The following is an 18,527-nucleotide window of genomic DNA, read 5'->3' as shown; positions in this document are numbered from 1 at the left end:
TCAAAGATGGGGATGCCCGCCCCGTCACGCCGACTGCGTGCGGCGAGTTCTCGCGATGAGCAGCCCGAGCAGTCCGAGTGCGATCAGCAGGATCGCCCACCCCAGCCCGGCCACCATGCCTCCGGTCGCGGCGAGCTCGGGCAGATCGACCGTCACCGAGTCGGACGCGGAGACCGTGGATGCTCCGCTGATCGCCATCACCGTCGCCGCGTTCGTCACGGCATGGGCCCTCGCCTCGTCGGCGGTGATGGTGTACGACACCGGCCCGCAGGTGACCGACTCGCCGGGGGCGAGCTCGGGGATCTCGCACGACACCGTTCCGCCGAGCTTCGGATCCTCGAGCACGGCGTCCGTCAGCGTGGCCGCACCTGTGTTCGTCACCGTGAACCGGAACTGCACCGTGTCGCCCGCGCTGACCTGCGCGTCGTCGTTCGCATCGGCGTAGTCGCCACCGGTCTTCTCCAGCGCCACAGCCGGCTGAGCCTCGACCTGCGTGGTCACGCTCGCCTCAGCGGTGAGCTCCTCCCCGCCGGCACCGACCGCTGACGCCGTCGCCCTGTTCACGACCTCACCGGCATCGACGTCCGCCTGCGTCAGAACGTAGGCGGCCGGGCCGCACAGAATCATCTCGCCCGGGGCGATGGACGCCGCCTCGCACGTGATCGTGTCGTCCAGGCGCGGGTCGGAGATCGCCAGCGCGGTCGCCGTCGTCGTCCCGGTGTTGGTCACCGCGAACGTGTAGTCGATGGTGTCCCCGGCATCCGTCGCGCCGTTGCCGTTCGCGTCTTCGACCGCCGCAGCCGACTTGGCCAGCGAGATGCCGCCCTCGCCGAGGAGGGCAACGTCCACCGACGCGACATCGGACACGGCGGCTTCGTCACCGACGGCCGTGACCGACGCCGCGTTGTGCACGGCGCCCGCGTCGACGTCGTCCTGAGTCAGCGTGTAGCTGACCGGACCGCAGCTGACTTCGTCGCCCGGCGCCAGATCCACGCCGCCGATCTCGGGACAGTCGACCACGCCGCCCAGCAGCTCGTCCTCGAGGACGACCTCGCTCAGGACCGTCGTCCCGGAATTGCGCACCGTGAAGCGGTATTCGATCGCGTCGCCCGCACCGACGCGATCGTCGCCGTCCACATCCACCGGCTCCCCGGCGGTCTTCGTGAGCTCGACGCCGCTCGTACCCGTGATGGTCGTGGTGGCCTCAGCCTTATCCGTCACGGAGGCGGTGGGGGCGGACGCCGTGACGGACGCGACGTTGCGCACGGCCCCGTCTTCCACATCGGCCTGCGTCAGCGTGTAGGTGATCGGTCCGCACTCGGCCGATTCGCCCGGGGCCAGCGAGACGTCGGTGAGCGCGGGGCAGTCGAGCGCACCGCCGAGCATCTCGTCGCGGATCTCCGCATTCGTCAGGGTCGTCGTGCCGGGGTTGCTCACGATGAGGGCGTAGTCAACGGTGTCGCCCGCGCCGAGGACTCCGTCGCCATCGGCATCCGTGGGATCTCCCGCGTGCTTCTCCAAGGCGACGGCGCTCGCCCCGCTGACGGAGACCGTCGCGGTGTCGTCGTCGGCGACCGACCCGCGCGGACTCTCCGCGGAGGCCGCGGCGGTGTTGACCACCTGGCCGTCGTCGACGTCCGCCTGCGTGAGGGTGTAGGAGACGGGGCCGCACTCGACCGACTCGCCAGGCGCGATCGCACCCGCGAGGGCGGCGCACTCGACCGGCCCGCCGAGGAGCGGATCCTCGATCGCCGCATCCGTGAGCGTCGCCTTCCCCGTGTTCGTCACCGTGAACGAGTAGGCGACGGTGTCGCCCGCGCCGATCATCCCGTCGCCGTTCGTATCCACCGGCTGCGAGGCCGTCTTCGTCAGCTCGATCCCCGCCTCGCCCGAGATGGGCGTCACCACCGTGGACGAGTTGTTCCCCTCCTCCGGGTCGGCCTGCGACGCCGCCACGGTCGCCGTGTTCGTGATCTCATTCGACGGAGTCGACGGATCCACCGTGCCCGTGAACGCGAACTCCGCCGACTCGCCGTCTGCCAGCTCCGCCAGCTCGCACGACACCACGCCGTCCGCGATGACGCACTCCTCGCTCGAAGGCGCCACACCGATGAGCTCCGCCGGGACCTCATCGGCGACCACGACCTCCGTCGCATCGTTCGGTCCGAGATTGTCGACCGCCAGCGTGTAGGTCACCTCGCCGTTCATCGGAGCAGGATCCACTGAGATGCTCTTCGTGATCGCCAGATCCGCGCGCGCCGTGACCGTCACATCCGCCGTGTCGACGAGATCGTCCGCATCCGGATCCGGGGTCTCCGACGACGCGGTCGCCGTGTTCGTGAACGTCCCCTCGGCCACAGCGACGCCCGAGATCGCGATCTCGGCCTCCTCGCCCGGCTGCAGCGCCCCCACATTCCACGTGCCACCCGCCCACGTGCCGGTCGACGCCTCCGCACCCGTGAGCGCGATGCCCTCTTCGATGGTGTCCTCCACGACGACTCCCGTCGCCGTCGACGGGCCATCGTTGCGCACCGTCACGAGGTACTGCACCTCGCCGTCGAGCGCGACATCCGGCGTCGACGTCATCTTCGTCAACGACACATCGGCGAGCGGCTCGAGCGGGACGACCACGGTGTCCGCATAGTTGTCGCCGTTGGGATCCGGTGTGCCAGAGGCGACGTTCGCGGTGTTGGCGATGCTGCCCGTGGCATCCGGTGCGATCGTGCCCGTCACGGTGACGGCCGCGGACGCTCCGGGTGCGAGATCGCCCAGGGCGCACGTGCCGACGAGACCCGTGATCATGCAGGAGTCATCGGCTGTCACATCACGGAGCTCCGAGGGGAGCACGTCGGACACCGTCACCCCGCGAGCCGTCGACGGGCCATCGTTCGTCACGGTGATGGTGAACGACTGCTCCGTCCCCGGGACGCCGGGGTTCGGCGTCGCGGTCTTCTCGACGCCGATGTCCGCGCTCTGCTCGACGACGACGGTCGCGGATCCGGAGTTGTTCGCCGTGTCCGCATCATCCGCCGGCGAGGCGACGGATGCGGAGTTGATCAGCTCGCCCGCCGGCGCGTCGGGTGCGACGAGGACGAGGATGTCGATGGACGCCGTCTCGCCCGGCTGCAGCGCCTCCCAGTCACAGCGCACGGCCTCGGCATCGAATGAACAGGCGGCATCAGCCGGTGCGACGACGTCCTGCACCGTCATGCCCTCCGGCACGGTGTCGGTGAGCACAGCGTTCTGCGCCGCCGAGGGACCGAGGTTCTCGACCCCGACCGTGTAGGTGAACTCGTCTCCCGCCGTCACGGTCGACGCCGAAGCCGACTTGGTCGCCGCCAGGTCCGCGATGATGGTCGGCTCGAAGCTCGTCGACGAGGCGTTGTCGGCGTCGTTCGCGTCGGACGTCGACGTAGTGACCATCGCGGTGTTCTGCACGGCCGCGGCGGCGTCCGCCGCGAGCGTCACCGTGACCGTCACGGTGACGGTCGCACCTGGTGCGAGCGAGCCGACTGCGCACGACACCACCGAGCCGTCGAAGTCGCAGCTGCCGGCGTCCGATTCGGCACTCACGAACGTCGTCGACGGGTCCAGGGGATCCGTGATGTCGACGCTCTGCGCCGTCGACGGTCCGGAGTTCGTCGCCGTCAGGGTGTAGACGACCTCTTCTCCGGCGACCGGCTCCCCGGGTGCGAACGACTTCTCGACCGAGACGTCGGCAGACGTCGAGACCGTTCCCGTCGCCGTGGAGGTGTTGTTCGACTGATCGGGGTCCGTCGTGGCGGATTCCACCTGCGCGGTGTTCACGACAGCGGATCCCGCCGGCGCGTCGGGCGACAGCACGCCGGTGATCGTGATCTCCGCGCTCTCGCCGTTCGCGAGCGGCCCGCCCTCGCAGTTCACGCTGGCCGTCACGAGGCACGACCCGGACGTCGTCTCGGCCTGAACATCGCTCAGCGATCCCGGCACGGGGTCGTAGACGGTGAAGTCCTCCGCCGCCCCGGGGCCGTTGTTCGTCACGGTGAGGGTGTAGGACACCGGGCCGCCGGCGACGAGCGGAGACGTGTCGAGCGTCTTCACGACTTCCAGATCGGCGACGGCGGTGAACGTCACGGTCGCGGTCGCAGACGCCGGCTCATCGTTGACCGTGAACGACACCGTCGCCGTGTCCGCCTCGGTCGGGGCCGTCAGGGTGGCGGTGTACGTGCCGTCGCCATTGTCGGTGACGTCGGACAGCGTTCCCGCCGTGGTCGAGATCGTCACGGAGTCTCCGCCCACCGGCAGCGGGTTGCCGTCCTCGTCGAACAGCGTCACCGTGATCGTCGACGTGCTGACGCCGTCGGCCTGCACGGTCTCCGGATCGGCGGCGATCGTCGATGTCTCGGCGTCAGCGAGCATGACCACATCGAACGGCGTCGCCGCCGTGTTGTTGTGGAGATCGACGTCGGCGAGGCTGCCGTCCCGCTGGACCGAGGGCGTGGACGGATCGACGGTGAGGTCGTCGAAGTTCGTCGGGATGACGGATGTGCTGGTGAAGGATCCCGGTTGGGGCGCGACCGTGCCGTTGACCGTCACCTCCACGGATCCTCCCGCGGGGCCGGACCAGTCGGCTTCGACCACCGGACCGATACCCGATGCCTGGGCGCACTCACCGCCGTCGACGCCGACACAGGTCCAGGTCACATCGGAGATCGGCAGATCGCTGAGATCTTGGTGGACGACGGCGACACCCGTCTCCGGGTCTGAGCCGCCCACGATGGTCGGTCCGTTGTTGGTCGCCGTCAGATCGAACGAGATCGGGTCGCCCGGAAAGAAGGTGCCGGCCGGGAATCCGGCCTGGCCGGGCGTCGTCGGACTGAGCGCACTGGTCAGCGCGAGGTCGCCGAGCGAGCGCACGCTGATGTTCCGGATGTCGTGGAAGCTCGAACCGTTGCCCGTCGATGCGGAGAACCCGAGCTTGAGGGTGTCGGGCAGCGGCACCTGGCCGGGCACGTCCGCGAGCTCCGTGGAGAAGACCTCGGTGAGCTCGCCGGCGCTCTCTGATTTCGCGGTCGGCTCCGACAGCGACACCGTGACCTGGATGCTCCCGTCGACCGGGAGGACCACAATGGAGGCGCGGCGGTAGAGAGAGCCATCATCCGCCGCCGGATCTCCGCTCGCAGCGACGGCGGTCGACAGACCCGGAACGGCGACCCCGTCGATCCAGGGGTACTGGGTATTCGCGGATCCGGTGCAGTCGCCGGGCCCCGACCCGCGGAGCCCGATGTTCTGCTGCCCGACGAGCGCCGAGTCGCCCCCGAAGTTGTTCACGTTGGCCCGCGGCCAGTTGCCGAACATGTCGAACCCGAGACCGAGGTACCCGCCATTCGTACCGCACGCCGAAGAATTGTTGCGCGCGTAGCCGAGACCCGCCCCCGGGTTGCCCGCACTGATCGGCTCTGCACCGTCCACGAGGTACAGGGCGAGCCCATCTCCGATGGTCGCCCCGCTGCCCGCGCGGAAATCGAACGTCGCCTCGAACCCGGAGCTCGACGGGAAGGCGACGGGATTGAGCAGGTTGGTGGTCCGGAGCGTGCCGTTGTCGGTGAGCCGCAGCCAGCCATCCGAGGTGTACGTGCCCCCGGTGTTTCCGTCGCCGGTGACGATGCGCTCCCAGGCATCATCGAACTCGCCCGGCGTCCCCGCGCCGTCGTCCACGATCGGAAAGGGCTCGACAGCCTCCGCGGCATCGATCCCCGGCCCCCACAGCGCCGTGAACCCGCTCACGACCAACGACACCGCAGCCACGGTGGAGACGAGCAGGCGCGCCCGATGCGAACGCTCGCCTCGCGGGGGCGCGACGGCCTTCGTCATGGGGAAACCTCCGGCTCCGGGTGAATCTTCAGCAAGTGTATGGGAGCGAGCTCGCTGCGGGAACAGGTGGCAGAAGTCACCTCGTGGGGCCGATGTCGGCACACGATCCGGTGATCGGCGCCTCGTCGGCCGCCGGATTCGTCGACGTTCGAGACCGCATCCGCGTCATTCCGGAGCGCGAGCCGCGTGGCGATCGGCTCACCAACGGTGAGCTCATACACCGGCGCCAGTTCCCGCATCTCATCAGGTTGGGGGCGAGGACGCCCGAGGTCAGGTCTCTGGTATCCCCGATCACGGCGGCAGGCAGTCTCTCCGCAGCTACACGCTGCGGAGAACCAGGTCGTCCCGAGATGTGAGCTCACGCCACTGCTGAGTGCGAAAACTCTCCTGTGCGAGGACGTCTGAGCGGGCGAGCAGCCCGACGTCGACACCGGCCTGACCGGCGATGTCGGCGACCGGGACCTGGAACGTGCGGTAGGCGCCCAGCGGGGCCACGGTGAGAACACCCTGGCGCGTGTCGACGAGCTCGCTCTGGTCGAGGATGAATCCTGCCGCCGCAACACCATCCGCGCCCTGCCAGGCGGCGACCTTCCAGAACCGCAGCGGGATGTGGATCCCTCGATAGGCCGGGTCGCCATCGGCAAGAATCGGGGCGGTGAACACCGACACCTTCTGGTCTGTCGCAGCGGCGTACTCCAGCACGTGATCTTCGAGCCCAAGCCAGAGCTCCTTCGACTGATTGAAGGCCGCCGCCTGAGGTGCCGCGTTCGTGTAGACGAACGTCGCCTCCGTGGCGTCGCGCGCGACCTCCGCGTCTCCCCACCCCGGATCCAGGCGCCGGACGAGATGGCCACGGTCGAGATCGTTGTGCGTGTAGATCTCCGGACCCGCTTGCTCCTCTGCCGCGACACGGGAGTCGAGACGCCAGCTCCCGGTGCGCGGCACTGATCGCAGCGCCGCCCCGTCGATGTTCACCGCGGTCACGACCGCGAAACGACGCATCGGGTCGAGAAGCACGGTGAATCGCGGGTAGTCGAGCTCGCGAGTGTCGACTGCCGAGGAAGGGAGAGGAACGTCGGTCGCCAGGAACGAGGGATCGTATCCGTCAGCCATGAGCCCATCCTGCCGGGAGTCCGTCGCCGCCGCTCGCAAGAGTCCGGCCCATCTGACCGATCGACGTGTGCCCCGGTGCTCAGTCGCTCCCGAACCCGTGCTCCATCTGCACCATGTCGTGGAAGCGGCTGTAGTGGCCCTGGAACGCCACCGAGATCTCGGCCGTCGGCCCGTTTCGGTGCTTCGCGACGATGAGATCGGCCTCGCCGGGGCGGTTCTGCTTGTCGTAGACCTCGTCACGGTGCAGGAGGATGACCATGTCGGCGTCCTGCTCGATCGAACCCGACTCGCGGAGGTCGCTCACCATCGGCCGCTTGTCCTGACGCTGCTCGGATCCGCGATTCAGCTGCGACAGCGCGATGACGGGAACCTGCAGCTCCTTCGCCATGAGCTTGAGGGCTCGCGAGAACTCCGAGACCTCCTGCTGACGCGACTCGACCTTCTTGCCGCTCGTCATGAGCTGCAGATAGTCGATCAGGATCATCTTGAGGCCGACGCGCTGCTTGAGGCGGCGGCACTTCGCGCGGATCTCGACGAGTGTCATGTTGGGGCTGTCGTCGACGTAGAGCGGCGCGTCGTTGATGCGGCCGCGTGTGGACGCGAGGGTCGTCCAGTCGCGCGAGTCGAGGTCGCCCTTGCGCAGCTTCTGCAGGGGGATCTGCCCCTCGGCGCTGAGCAGGCGCATCGCGATCTCGGAACGCCCCATCTCGAGCGAGAAGAAGATCGACGGCTGATCGTTCTTGATCGACGCGGCACGCGCGAAGTCGAGCGCGAGCGTCGACTTTCCCATGGCGGGCCGCGCGGCGAGGACGATCATCTGGCCCGCGTGGAGGCCGTTGGTGAGGCTGTCGAGCTCAGCGAAGCCCGTGGGCACGCCCGTCATCTGACCGTCGCGGCCCTTGGCGAGCTCGATCTCCTCGAGCGCGGCCGACACGGCGGTCTCGAGGGGGACGTAGTCTTCCGACTGCTCCTGTCCCGTGACCGCGTAGACCTCGGCCTGCGCCTGGTTGACGAGCTCGACGGCCTCACCCTGACCGTCATAGCCCATCTGCACGATGCGAGTGCCGGCGTCGACCAGGCGCCGCAGCAGCGCGCGCTCCTGCACGATCGACGCGTAGTAGCCGGCATTCGCGGCGGTCGGGACGATCGACGTGAGCGAGTGCAGATAGTCGGCCCCGCCCGCGCGCTGCAGGTCGCCCGTCTTGATCAGCTCGTCGGTGACGGCGATGACGTCGGTCGGCTCGCCGTGCGAGTACAACGTGAGGATCGCCTCGAAGATGATCTCGTGCTTGGGGATGTAGAAGTCAGCTCCGCGGAGCGTCTCGACGACATCGGCCACGGCGTCCTTCGACAGGAGCATCCCGCCCAGCGTCGACTGCTCGCTGAGCAGGTCGTGCGGGGGCGTGCGCTCGGCCTCGCGGCCTCCACCCAGACGCTCGGCGACGACGTCGTTGATCGACACAGGCTCTCCTCCCCGATGAATGCTTCGGTCGTGCGACCGTTCGCGCTGCGCGCGTCGTCTGCATGACAGCAGCGACCTCTGACATTCGAAGCGGGCGCTCCGGGGAGCGCCGACGCTTCACCCTAGGAGCGTCTCAGACCGTGCTCAATCAACCCTGTGGATAACCCTGTGGAGAGACCTGGGTAAAACGCCGCACGTCCTGTGGACAACACCTGTGGAGAACTGACTGGACATCGGGATACTGCAGCCGGCGAGCATCCTCTGACCTGGGGTTTCTCATTTCCACACCCTGTGGATCCCTGTGCAATTCAACCGCGCGTTGAGAGTTGAACATTCAGTGACGGATGTGGATGAAACACACGGTTGTGACCCCGCGCAGACACCAGACGGCGCCGACTCCCGAGGGAGCCGACGCCGTCTGACGACGCGCGAACGCGTTACTTCTTGAGCGCGACGACCTGCAGGCCGAGGACGGCGGTGACGTCCTCGTGCAGGCGCACGAGCGCCTCGTGGTCTCCCGTGACCTTGATGGCCGAAGGGATCGTGACCTTGCGCTTGTCGAGCTCGCCGAGCCCGGCAGCGGAGACGGCCGCGGCGACGTCGGCGGCCTTGACCGAACCGAAGAGGCGACCCTCGGCGCCGGCCTTGACCGACACCTTGATGCGAGCCTGCTCGAGCTTCTGCTTGAGCGCCTCGGCCTCTTCACGCGTGGCGATGGCGCGAGCCTCGCGGGCGGCGCGGATCGACGCCACCTGCTTCTCGCCGCCACGGGTCCAGGCCACAGCGAATCCCTGCGGGATGAGGTAGTTGCGGGCGTACCCGGACTTGACGTCGATCACGTCACCGGCGCTGCCCAGGCCGTCGACCTCATGAGTGAGAATCAGCTTCGACATGGGTTCTCCTTAGCGGCCCGCGCCAGCGTACGGAAGCAGGGCCATCTCACGCGCGTTCTTGATCGCGCGGGCGATGAGGCGCTGCTCCTGGACGGAGACACCAGTGATACGACGGGCGCGGATCTTGCCGCGCTCCGAGATGAACTTGCGAAGGGTGGCGACATCCTTGTAGTCGATGAGGCCGACCCGGATGTGCTTCGCGGGAGCGGCGTTCTTGCCACCCTTGCGCGGCTTGCGGCGGTCGCCGCTTGACTTTCCAGCCATTGTGGGTCCTTACGAAAATGAAGAAGAATTCAGAACGGGGTGTCGTCTGAGAACGACCCCGGGGTGCTCCACGCGTCAGCGCCGGTCGAGCCGGGCGTCGCCCAGGGCTCGCCCGATGCCTGCTGCTGCGGGCGCTGCTGCTGGCCTCCGCCGTTCCCACCCTGGGGAACCTGGCCCTGCTGACCGCCGCCGAAGTTTCCTCCGGTGCTGGCGGCGCGGGTGACCTGTGCAGTCGCATACCGCAGCGACGGGCCGATCTCCTGGACATCCAGTTCGATCGACGTGCGCTTCTCGCCTTCGCGCGTCTCGTAGTTGCGCTGACGGAGGTTGCCCTGCGCGATCACGCGCATGCCCTTCGTCATCGAACCCGCGACGTGCTCGGCGAAGTCGCGCCACACGCTTGCGCGCAGGAACAGGGCTTCGCCGTCTTTCCACTCGTTCGCCTGACGGTCGAACGTGCGAGGGGTCGAAGCGATCGTGAAGTTGGCCACGGGCACACCGCTCTGCGTGTAGCGCAGCTCGGGGTCGGCGGTCAGATTGCCTACGACGGTGATGACGGTTTCGCCTGCCATGCGATTACCTTAGGCCTTCGCCGCCGACTTGCGAGCGGCCTTGGCCTCGGCGCGCTTCTTCTCAGAAGCCGCCATCGCGATGGCCTCTTCCGCACGCAGGATCTTCGTGCGGACGACGTCGTCGGCGAGGCCGAGCTGACGGTCCATCTCCTGTGTCGTCTCGCTCGTGGCGGTGAAGTTCACGACGGCGTAGATGCCTTCGTTCTTCTTGTCGATCTCGTAGGCGAACTTGCGCTTGCCCCAGATGTCCACGTTCTCGATGGTGCCCTTGTCATCGGTGATGACCTTGAGGTACTTGTCGAGGTACGGGGGAACCTGGCGCTCGTCGACATCAGCGCTGATGATCACCATCATCTCGTACTGGTGCGTGTGCGTCACTATCCCACCTCCTTCGGACTCGAACGGGCGCCGGGTATCTCCCGGCACCAGGAGGGTGTGTTGCACGTCGCCCGCCGAAGGCCGGAATCGGCCGTTGGCGGACAACCTGAACAGTCTAGCGGATCCGTTCCTGTGCGGCGAGTGCGCGCACGCGGATGGGGCGGGGGCACTGTGCCCCCGCCCCATCCGGCCCTGGTCACTCCGCGGGCGAAGCCGGCGGCGCCGGAGGACCAGACGGCGCCGGAGGAGCAGACGGCGCCGGAGGAGCAGCCGAGGCGGGAGGAGCAGGCGGCGCCGGCGGTGCGGGCCGCGTGGGCGCCTCCTCGGCCTTCTTCTGGAGCTTCGCGAGCGACTTCGCCGCCGCCTCGCGACCGCCGAGGCCGTACGCGAGGGCCGCAGCCAGCGCGCCGCCGACGACGACGGAGCCGAAGGCGAGCACGATGATCTCGTCGGCGATACCCATGTAGCTCAGGCCCATCGCGGCGAAGAGCGCGATGGTCGCCCACCGGATCACGTTCGCCGCCATCGTCTTGCCCGCCAGCTTCGCGAGCAGACCCGCGATGACGAAGCCCGCGGCGATGATGATGCCGCCGAAGACGACCTTGCCGCCGAGCTCGAGGACCTCGTTGAGGATGTGCGTCACCTCGGGGAAGCCGAGCGCACGGGTCGCCATGATCGCGAAGAAGATCATGATCGCGACCTGGAGGACCCGCGTGATGATCTTCGAGGCGCTGGCGCCCTCCGGCACGATCTCGAGCTTCGCGACCGAGCGGTCGACGCCCAGGCCGCTCAGCGTCGTCTCGAGCACCCCGCCCAGGAAGGTTGCGACGAGGTAGCCGAGGCCGAGGATCAGGGCCGCCGCGATGATCGCCGGCAGGGCCGTCAGGAACATCTGGAGCATCTGCTCGGCCGGGTTCGAGATCGCCGAGATGCCGAGGATCTGCAGCGCCGCGATCGCGACGACGATGAGGATGATCGCGAACACGAGGTTGCCGACGATGCTCGCGATGCGGCCGGAATCGATCTTCATGCCGCCCGCGGGGGCCTTCGGATCACTCGTCGCCTCGCCGACGACGGTCTGCGCCCCGGCGGAGGCCTTCTGCGTGAGCTTCGAGAAGTTGATGGCGCCGATGGCCGTCTCGATCAGCTGCCGCACGATCTTCGCGATCACGAAGCCGATGGCGAAGACGAACGCGGCACCGAGGAGATTCGGCAGGAAGCCGAGCACCCCGACCAGCAGCTCCTGGATCGGCGCGAGCACCTGCGTCAGCGCGAAGAGCTGCAGCACCGCCAAGAGGCCGAAGAGCCAGATGAGGAGGGACGCGACGGATCCGAGAGAGGACCCGATCGCCTGTCCGTCGTGGCCCTGTCTCTGCAGGAAGGCCACGCGGAACACGAGTTTGCCGATCGCCCAACGGACGATGCTCGCGATGACCCAGGTCACCGCGATGATCACGATGGCGAGCAGAACCTTTCCGAGGATGCCCACCCAGTCGACGTCTGCGAAGTCCACGACCGACTCCTTTTCGAGTTGATTCGCGGCGCCGGTCGGCGCTCGCACGGGCACCGTATCGGACTCTCAGCGTCCGCACAGGAGGGGTCTTGCGATCCCTTCAGCACCCGTCGATCAGAGCTTCAGCGGCCCTCGACGGCATCTACGACCGCCGCGAAAGACGGATCCTCCGGGTCGATGACCGCGAAGTGACCCGCGCCCGGCAGCAGCGCGAGTGTGATGTCGTCGCGCCGGGTCGCGTAGCGCGTCGAGTACTCGACGGGGACGTCGCCGTCGAGGTCGCCGTGCACGAGCGCGATGTCGACGGACGGCACGGCCTGCTGCATCGGGTCCGCCGCGCGCACGGTCTCGGCGTCTGCAGATCCGAGGAACTCGCCGGCCGCATCGTTCGAGAGGCCGTCCGCCGCGCAGGCGGCCAGATCGAGGACCCCCGCGAGCGACACGACCCGCGCGAACCGGACCCGCTCCGCCGCGAGGATCGCGAGGTGGCCGCCCGCCGAGTGCCCGGCGACGACCCACTCGCCCGCGGGCACCCCGAGGGTGGCGCTCGTCTCCGTCGCGATACGCGCGAGGTCGTCGAGGGTCCCCGGCCACCCGCCGCCAGCCTGCCCCGCGCGCAGATACTCGGGCAGCGCGACGAGCCACCCGCGATCCGCGAAGAACTCGGCGAACGGCCGCAGATGCGTGCGGTCGAAGCGCGCGCGCCAGAATCCGCCGTGGACGAGGAGGAGGGATCCGCGGCGCTCGCCCCGTGGCGCGTACACCTCGACCACATCATCCGCCCCGCGGGATCCTACGAGCACGCGATCGGCGGCACGGGCCGCGCGGCTCAGGATGTCGGTCACGCCAGCATCTCGCCGATCGCGTTGATCGCGCGCTCCGTCTCCGAGAAGGAGGTCGACAGCGGCGACAGCCCCAGGCGGATCCCTGTCGGCGGGCGGAAGTCGGGGATGATGTTCGCCGCCCAGAGGCGCTCCATGAGCGCGGGGAACGCCGGGTGGTCGATCGTGATGTGGCCGCCGCGCACCGACGCGTCGCGCGGACTCGAGAGCTCGACGCCGCGCGGCGCGAGGATACGATCGTATTTCTCGATCGCGAACTCCGTGAGGGCGATCGACTTCTCGCGGATGCGCGAGATCCCGACCTCCTCGATGAGGTCGAGCGTCGCCTCCATCCCGAGCATGCCGACGATCGGCGGCGTGCCGCTGACGAACCGGCGGATCCCGTCGGCCGGCTCGTAGCCCTGCCCCATCGCGAACGCGTCCTTCACGCCCATCCAACCCTGGATCGGCTGCGTGGCCGACTCGAGGTGCCGACTGCTGACGTAGAGGAAGGCCGGGGATCCGGGCCCGCCGTTGAGGTATTTGTACGTGCACCCCGCCGCGAAGTCGACGCCCGTCGCGTCGAGCTCGATGGGGACCGCGCCGACGGAGTGGCAGAGATCCCACACGATGAGCGCGCCCGCGTCGTGCGCGGCGCGCGTGATCGCAGCCATGTCGGAGATGTGCGCGGAGCGGAACGCGACGTGGCTGAGCACGACGACGGCCGTCTGATCCGAGAGCACCCCGCGGACGTCGTCGAGCGTGACGCCGCCCGCGGGATCCGGCTCGATCCAGCGCGGCGTGCGGCCGGTCTCGGCCGCGATCCCCTCGACCAGGTAGCGGTCGGTCGGGAAGTTGCCGCGATCGACGACGATCTCGGAGCGGCCCGGGCGCTGATCGACGGCCGCGCGGATCACCTTGTACAGCGACACGGTCGTCGACTCGCCCACGACGGTCTGCCCCGGTGCGGCGCCGAGCACCGCGGCGCCGATGCGGTCGCCGAGCGCGACGGGCTTGTCGAACCAGCCCTTATCCCACCCGCGGATGAGGTCGGTGCCCCACGCCCCCGCGACGAACGACGCCATGCGCTCCTGCAGGGCCTTCGGCGGGCGCCCGAGCGAGTTGCCGTCGAGGTACGCGGCGACGGCGGGGTCGTCGGCGGCGACGAAGCGGTCGCGGTACGCGCGCAGCGGATCCCGCACGTCGAGGTCGACAGCCGTCGCGGTCATCGTCCGATCTCCGTCCGCACCGAGAACAGCTCCGGGAAGAAGGTGAGGTCGAGCGCCTTCTGCAGGAACGAGACCCCGCTGGATCCGCCCGTGCCCGTCTTGCCGCCGATCGTGCGCATGACGGTGCGGAGGTGCCGGAAGCGCCAGAACTGGAAGTTCTCCTCGAGGTCGACGAGCTCCTCGCAGGCCTCATACGCCTCCCAGTGCGTCTCGGCGTCGTCGTAGATGCCGCGGAACACGTCGATGAGGGCGGCGCTCTCGACGTGCGCCTTCGTGACATCGCGCTCGAGCAGCTCGGTGGGGATCGCGTGGCCGCGGCGGTGCAGCAGGCGCAGGAACTCGTCGTACAGGCTCGGCGCCTCGAGGATGCGCGCGAGCTCGGCCTGCGCCTCGGGTTCGGCGTCGAACACGGCGAGCATCTTCGCGTTCTTGTTGCCGAGGAGGAACTCGACCGCGCGGTACTGCCACGACTGGAAGCCGGACGACTGCGCGAGGAAGCCGCGGAACTGCGCGTACTCGGTGGGGGTGAGCGTCGCGAGCACCGACCACGCCTCGGTCATCGTCTTCTGGATGTGCTTGACGCGCGCGATCTTCTTGAGCGCGCTGCCGAGATCGTCGTCGCGAAGCGCCTGGCAGGCCGCCGTGATCTCGTGGATCATCAGCTTGAGCCACAGCTCGGTGGTCTGATGCTGGATGATGAACAGCATCTCGTCGTGATGCTCGGGCTCGCTCAGCGGGTGCTGCGCCGACAGGACCTGGTCGAGGCCCAGGTACGACGAGTAGGTGAGCTTGTCGCGCAGATCGGTGACGATGTCGCTCTCGAGCTCGCGGGTGTTGTCGTTGACGCTCATTCCTCGAGGCTATCCACCGAACCTGCGCCCTCACCGCTCGCAGAGGGACCGCGACTACCATCGGCCGCATGGTCGGGGGCTCGAAGGATTCTGGCGAGCGCGCGTGGGCCTGGATCCGCGCCGCGGCGGCGATGACGACCGTCGTCGCCGTGCTCGCCGAGCTGGTTCACGAGATCCGTCACGCCGGCGCGGACGAATCGGCGATCGCGGTGACCGCCGACTTCCTCGGGCGGTACACCAACGTCTCCGTGATCGCGGCGGGCGTCGTCCTCTGCCTCGCGACGTGGTCGGCCCTCGTGCGGCGCCGGCCGCTGCGTTCCGCGCCCGCCTGGATCGGCGGATCCCTCACGGGCGTCGCCGCCAACCTCCTGCTCGTCGCCGTGATCTACAACGCGCTCCTGCGGAACATCGAGCCGTCCGACGCGATCTGGTGGGTCAACGAGTTCATGCACGTGTGGCTCCCCGCGTACCTGCTCGTCGACGCGCTCGCCGTGCGGCAGCCGCGCGGGCGCGGCCAGTTCATGTGGGCGACGTTCCCTCCCGGCATCGCGTGGTGCATCTACTTCCTCACGCGGGAGTCGTACCCGTACTGGTTCGTGGATCCCGCGATCATCCCGGGCGGCGTCCCCGGCGTGCTCGGAGTGTGCATCGCGGTGCTCATCGGCGTCTCGCTCGTCGCCCTCGCCCTGCAGGGCCTGAACGCCCTGCTGCATCGGCGATCAGCGGCCGAGGCGTAGCGGAGCGGCCCCACAGCGCACTGAGGGGTAGCGCTCGGCGCGATATCCCGAAAAGATTCTCCCGACGATGTCGATCCGGCCGATTCTCATTCGACGCAGTGAGTGAGGAGGCCGAGAGGCGGCCCCCGCACACAGAGGAGATGGACCGATGAAGGTCATGCTGATCATGCGCGCGACAGATGCGGCGGTCGAGGCGTACAAGGAGATCCCCTTCGAGCAGGTCATCGAGAACATGGGGCGCTTCAACGAGGAGCTCATGAAGGCGGGCGTCCTGCTCGCGGGCGAGGGCCTGGCAGAACCCGACGACAACGCGTTCGTCGTCGACTTCACGTCCGAGCCGCCGCTCGTCACCGACGGCCCGTACGGCGAGACGAAGGAGCTCTTCAGCGGGTTCTGGATCCTCGAGGTCGCCTCGAAGGAGGAGGCCGTTCGGTGGGCGAGCAAGGTGCCGCTCGGCCCCGGCGCGAAGATCGAGGTGCGCCGCGTCACCGACGCGTCCGACTTCGACCCCGACAACGAGTGGATCCAGAAGGAAGAGGGCTGGCGCGAGGAGCAGGCGCAGCGCGCCGAGAAGTGACGCTCGCCCGATGACGACCGACGACACGGCCCTGCCCGCGGAGGAATCCGCGCGCCGGGCCGTGTCGGCCGTGTGGCGGATGGACGCGGCGAAGATCGTGGCGACCCTCACCCGCTACACGGGCGACTTCTCCCTCGCGGAGGATCTCGCGCAGGAGGCCGTCGCGGAGGCCCTCGAGCAGTGGCCGCGTCAGGGCAGCCCGCGCAACGGCGCGGCGTGGCTCACGACCACGGCGAAGCGCCGCGCGATCGACCACTGGCGGCGACGCGAGCGCTACGAGGACCGACTCGCGCAGATCGCGCAGGACACGGATCCGCTCGAGCAGGCTCCCTGGGATCCGGACGAGATCGACGACGACGTGCTGCGCCTCGTCTTCATCTCGTGCCACCCCGTGCTGGCCCCGCAGGCGCGCGTCGCCCTGACGCTGCGCATCGTCGCGGGGCTGACGACCGACGAGATTGCGCGGTCGTTCGTCGTGTCCACGGCGACGGTGCAGCAGCGGATCGTGCGGGCGAAGCGCACCCTCGCCGACGCCGACGTGCCGTTCGAGGCGCCGTCCGGGGCCGAGCTCGCCCCGCGCCTCGCCGCCGTGCTGAACGTCGTCTACCTCGTCTTCACGGAGGGGCACGCGGCCGCCGCGGGCGACGACGTCCTGCGCCCTGATCTCGCCCGCGAGGCGCTGCGCCTCGGACGATCACTCGCGGCGCTGCTGCCGAAGGAACCGAGCGCGCACGGGCTCGTCGCCCTCATGGAGCTGACCGCGTCGCGCTTCCCGGCGCGCACGGATGCCGCCGGCGCCCCCGTGCTCCTCGCCGACCAGGACCGCACGCGATGGGACCGCAGCGCGATCACGCGAGGGCGCGCCGCGCTCGCCCGCGTCGACGCCCTGGGCCGCGGGCGCGAGACCTACGCCCTGCAGGCCGCGATCGCGGAGTGCCACGCGGTCGCCGCGAGCGTCGACGACACCGACTGGGCGACGATCGTGCGGCTCTATGACGCGCTGCTGACCATCACCCCGTCGCCGATCGTCGAGCTCAACCGCGCCGTCGCCCTCTCGATGGCGGAGGGGCCGGCGGCCGCTCTCGAGATCGTCGACTCCCTCGCGGCGGACGGGCGGCTCGCCGCACTGCACCTGCTGCCGTCGGCGCGGGCCGAGCTGCTCGAACGCCTCGGCCGTCACGACGAGGCGCGCGCGGCGTTCGCGGAGGCCGCCGCCCTCGCGCAGAACGCCCGCGACCGCGCCGTCCTCCAGGCCCGTGCGGCGACGGGGCGCTGACAGCGGCCGTCACCACGCACGCGGATCAGAATCGGCTGCGATCTGGCGCAGCGCCTCGATCGCGGCGTCTACCCTCCGCAGGCGATGGCGGCCTACCGGCGTCAGCGCAACTGCCGCGTTGTCGAAGATGCGCTCCTCGACACGTCGGTACGCGACTTCCATCCCCTCGAAGGAACGCAGACTCGGATGCGGCACGGCGTTGACGAACCCGAATCCCAGCCCCCGTGCGACCAGCGATCGCATGGTCTCCGCGCTCGATGAGCGCCACCTCACGTCGATGTCCAGGCCGTGTGCGTTGATTCGTTCGAGGAGCAGCTCCTGCGTGGGAGGGACATCGAGCATGACGGCGGGCATATCCACGAGGTCGTAGAGCGATACCTCGTCGCGTCGTGCAAGAGGCGAATCGGCAGGAAGCATGGCGTGAAGATCGACGTCGATCAGGTGATGCTGCTCCAGGTCCGTGCCCCGAACCTGTCGCGAATAGACGATCCCGATGTCGAGTCGGCCCTCGGACACGCTTCTCTGGATATCCCTGGGTGCGCCCTCTACGAGCGACAGCTGCACGTCGGGCCAGCTCCGCGTCACGAGATCGGCGAGCGACGGCAGGAATCGAGGCCCGGCTGTGTGCGTGCACCCCACGCTCAGCGGGCCCCGCAGACCTTCCCGTGAGTCATCGACTGCGTCGGCTGCCTCAGTGACCGCGCCGAGGATCTCTCGGGCTCGCGCAGCGAAGTCGAGGCCCGCCTGCGTCGCATGAGCGCGGCGGGCGGGACCGCGTACGAGCAGATCCGCGCCGAGCGCCTTCTCGAGCTGCGCGATCGATGCGGACACGGTCGCCTGCGAGACATGGCACGCGGCTGCCCCCGCACCCACGGACCCGTGGTCGACGACCGAGACGAGGTACTCCATCTGACGGAGGGTGACATTCTTCATTGTCTCTACCTATGACTAAAGCAATTTCATTTGGCTTTCGTCATGATTGCGCGCG

15 protein-coding genes are annotated in these 18,527 nt (G+C 68.9%); 3 read left to right on the top strand and 12 right to left on the bottom strand.

The window, feature by feature from the left end; translation table 11 throughout:
* Positions 1–24 precede the first annotated feature (24 nt).
* The 11 genes from KOL93_RS07805 to kynA form a co-directional block, all read right to left on the bottom strand.
* Positions 25–5,853, bottom strand: coding sequence for a DUF7507 domain-containing protein (locus KOL93_RS07805; RefSeq protein WP_221584777.1), 5,829 nt, complete (start codon positions 5,851–5,853; stop codon positions 25–27).
* 318 nt (positions 5,854–6,171) lie between these two features.
* The gene (locus tag KOL93_RS07800; RefSeq protein ID WP_221584776.1) at positions 6,172–6,966 is read right to left on the bottom strand and encodes a DNA/RNA non-specific endonuclease; all 795 of its coding nucleotides are present in this window, start codon (positions 6,964–6,966) and stop codon (positions 6,172–6,174) included.
* A 79-nt stretch (positions 6,967–7,045) separates the two neighbouring features.
* Positions 7,046–8,428, bottom strand: a complete 1,383-nt coding sequence (gene dnaB, locus KOL93_RS07795; protein ID WP_221584775.1) for a replicative DNA helicase — start codon at positions 8,426–8,428, stop codon at positions 7,046–7,048.
* A 437-nt stretch (positions 8,429–8,865) separates the two neighbouring features.
* Positions 8,866–9,321, bottom strand: a complete 456-nt coding sequence (gene rplI / locus KOL93_RS07790) for a 50S ribosomal protein L9 (protein ID WP_221584774.1) — start codon at positions 9,319–9,321, stop codon at positions 8,866–8,868.
* A gap of 9 nt (positions 9,322–9,330) precedes the next feature.
* A complete protein-coding gene (gene rpsR / locus KOL93_RS07785; RefSeq protein WP_029150891.1) occupies positions 9,331–9,585 on the bottom strand; it encodes a 30S ribosomal protein S18 in 255 nt (84 codons plus the stop codon).
* Positions 9,586–9,614: 29 nt separating this feature from the next.
* Entirely contained in the window at positions 9,615–10,157 is a 543-nt protein-coding gene (locus KOL93_RS07780) for a single-stranded DNA-binding protein (RefSeq protein ID WP_221584773.1), read from the bottom strand.
* Between the two features lie 9 nt (positions 10,158–10,166).
* On the bottom strand, positions 10,167–10,511 hold the full coding sequence (rpsF, locus tag KOL93_RS07775) for a 30S ribosomal protein S6 (protein WP_260406302.1): 345 nt from the start codon (positions 10,509–10,511) through the stop codon (positions 10,167–10,169).
* A 220-nt stretch (positions 10,512–10,731) separates the two neighbouring features.
* Positions 10,732–12,048, bottom strand: a complete 1,317-nt coding sequence (locus tag KOL93_RS07770; protein WP_221584772.1) for a mechanosensitive ion channel — start codon at positions 12,046–12,048, stop codon at positions 10,732–10,734.
* A 122-nt stretch (positions 12,049–12,170) separates the two neighbouring features.
* Positions 12,171–12,893 (bottom strand): alpha/beta hydrolase family protein, encoded by a 723-nt coding sequence (locus KOL93_RS07765; protein ID WP_221584771.1) that lies wholly within the window; start codon positions 12,891–12,893, stop codon positions 12,171–12,173.
* Entirely contained in the window at positions 12,890–14,098 is a 1,209-nt protein-coding gene (gene kynU / locus KOL93_RS07760) for a kynureninase (RefSeq protein WP_221584770.1), read from the bottom strand. Before kynU ends, KOL93_RS07765 begins: the two co-directional genes overlap by 4 nt.
* On the bottom strand, positions 14,095–14,949 hold the full coding sequence (gene kynA, locus KOL93_RS07755) for a tryptophan 2,3-dioxygenase (RefSeq protein WP_221584769.1): 855 nt from the start codon (positions 14,947–14,949) through the stop codon (positions 14,095–14,097). The genes kynU and kynA overlap by 4 nt, the downstream gene beginning before the upstream one ends.
* A 68-nt stretch (positions 14,950–15,017) precedes the next feature.
* On the opposite strand from kynA, the gene KOL93_RS07750 reads away from it, so the two are divergent.
* The 3 genes from KOL93_RS07750 to KOL93_RS07740 all read left to right on the top strand — a co-directional run bounded on the left by KOL93_RS07750 (position 15,018) and on the right by KOL93_RS07740 (position 17,539).
* A complete protein-coding gene (locus KOL93_RS07750; protein WP_221584768.1) occupies positions 15,018–15,686 on the top strand; it encodes a Pr6Pr family membrane protein in 669 nt (222 codons plus the stop codon).
* 148 nt (positions 15,687–15,834) lie between these two features.
* On the top strand, positions 15,835–16,263 hold the full coding sequence (locus tag KOL93_RS07745) for a YciI family protein (RefSeq protein WP_221584767.1): 429 nt from the start codon (positions 15,835–15,837) through the stop codon (positions 16,261–16,263).
* 10 nt (positions 16,264–16,273) lie between these two features.
* Positions 16,274–17,539, top strand: coding sequence for an RNA polymerase sigma factor (locus KOL93_RS07740; protein ID WP_221584766.1), 1,266 nt, complete (start codon positions 16,274–16,276; stop codon positions 17,537–17,539).
* Positions 17,540–17,548: 9 nt separating this feature from the next.
* Here KOL93_RS07740 and KOL93_RS07735 read toward each other — a convergent pair whose 3' ends face one another.
* Positions 17,549–18,472 (bottom strand): LysR family transcriptional regulator, encoded by a 924-nt coding sequence (locus tag KOL93_RS07735; RefSeq protein ID WP_221584765.1) that lies wholly within the window; start codon positions 18,470–18,472, stop codon positions 17,549–17,551.
* Between the last annotated feature and the right edge of the window lie 55 nt (positions 18,473–18,527).

It is taken from the genome of Microbacterium salitolerans (genome assembly GCF_019720895.1).
Taxonomy (GTDB): Bacteria; Actinomycetota; Actinomycetes; order Actinomycetales; family Microbacteriaceae; genus Microbacterium.
Note: the sequence above shows the minus strand (reverse complement) of the source record. Positions and strands in the feature narration are given on the sequence as shown.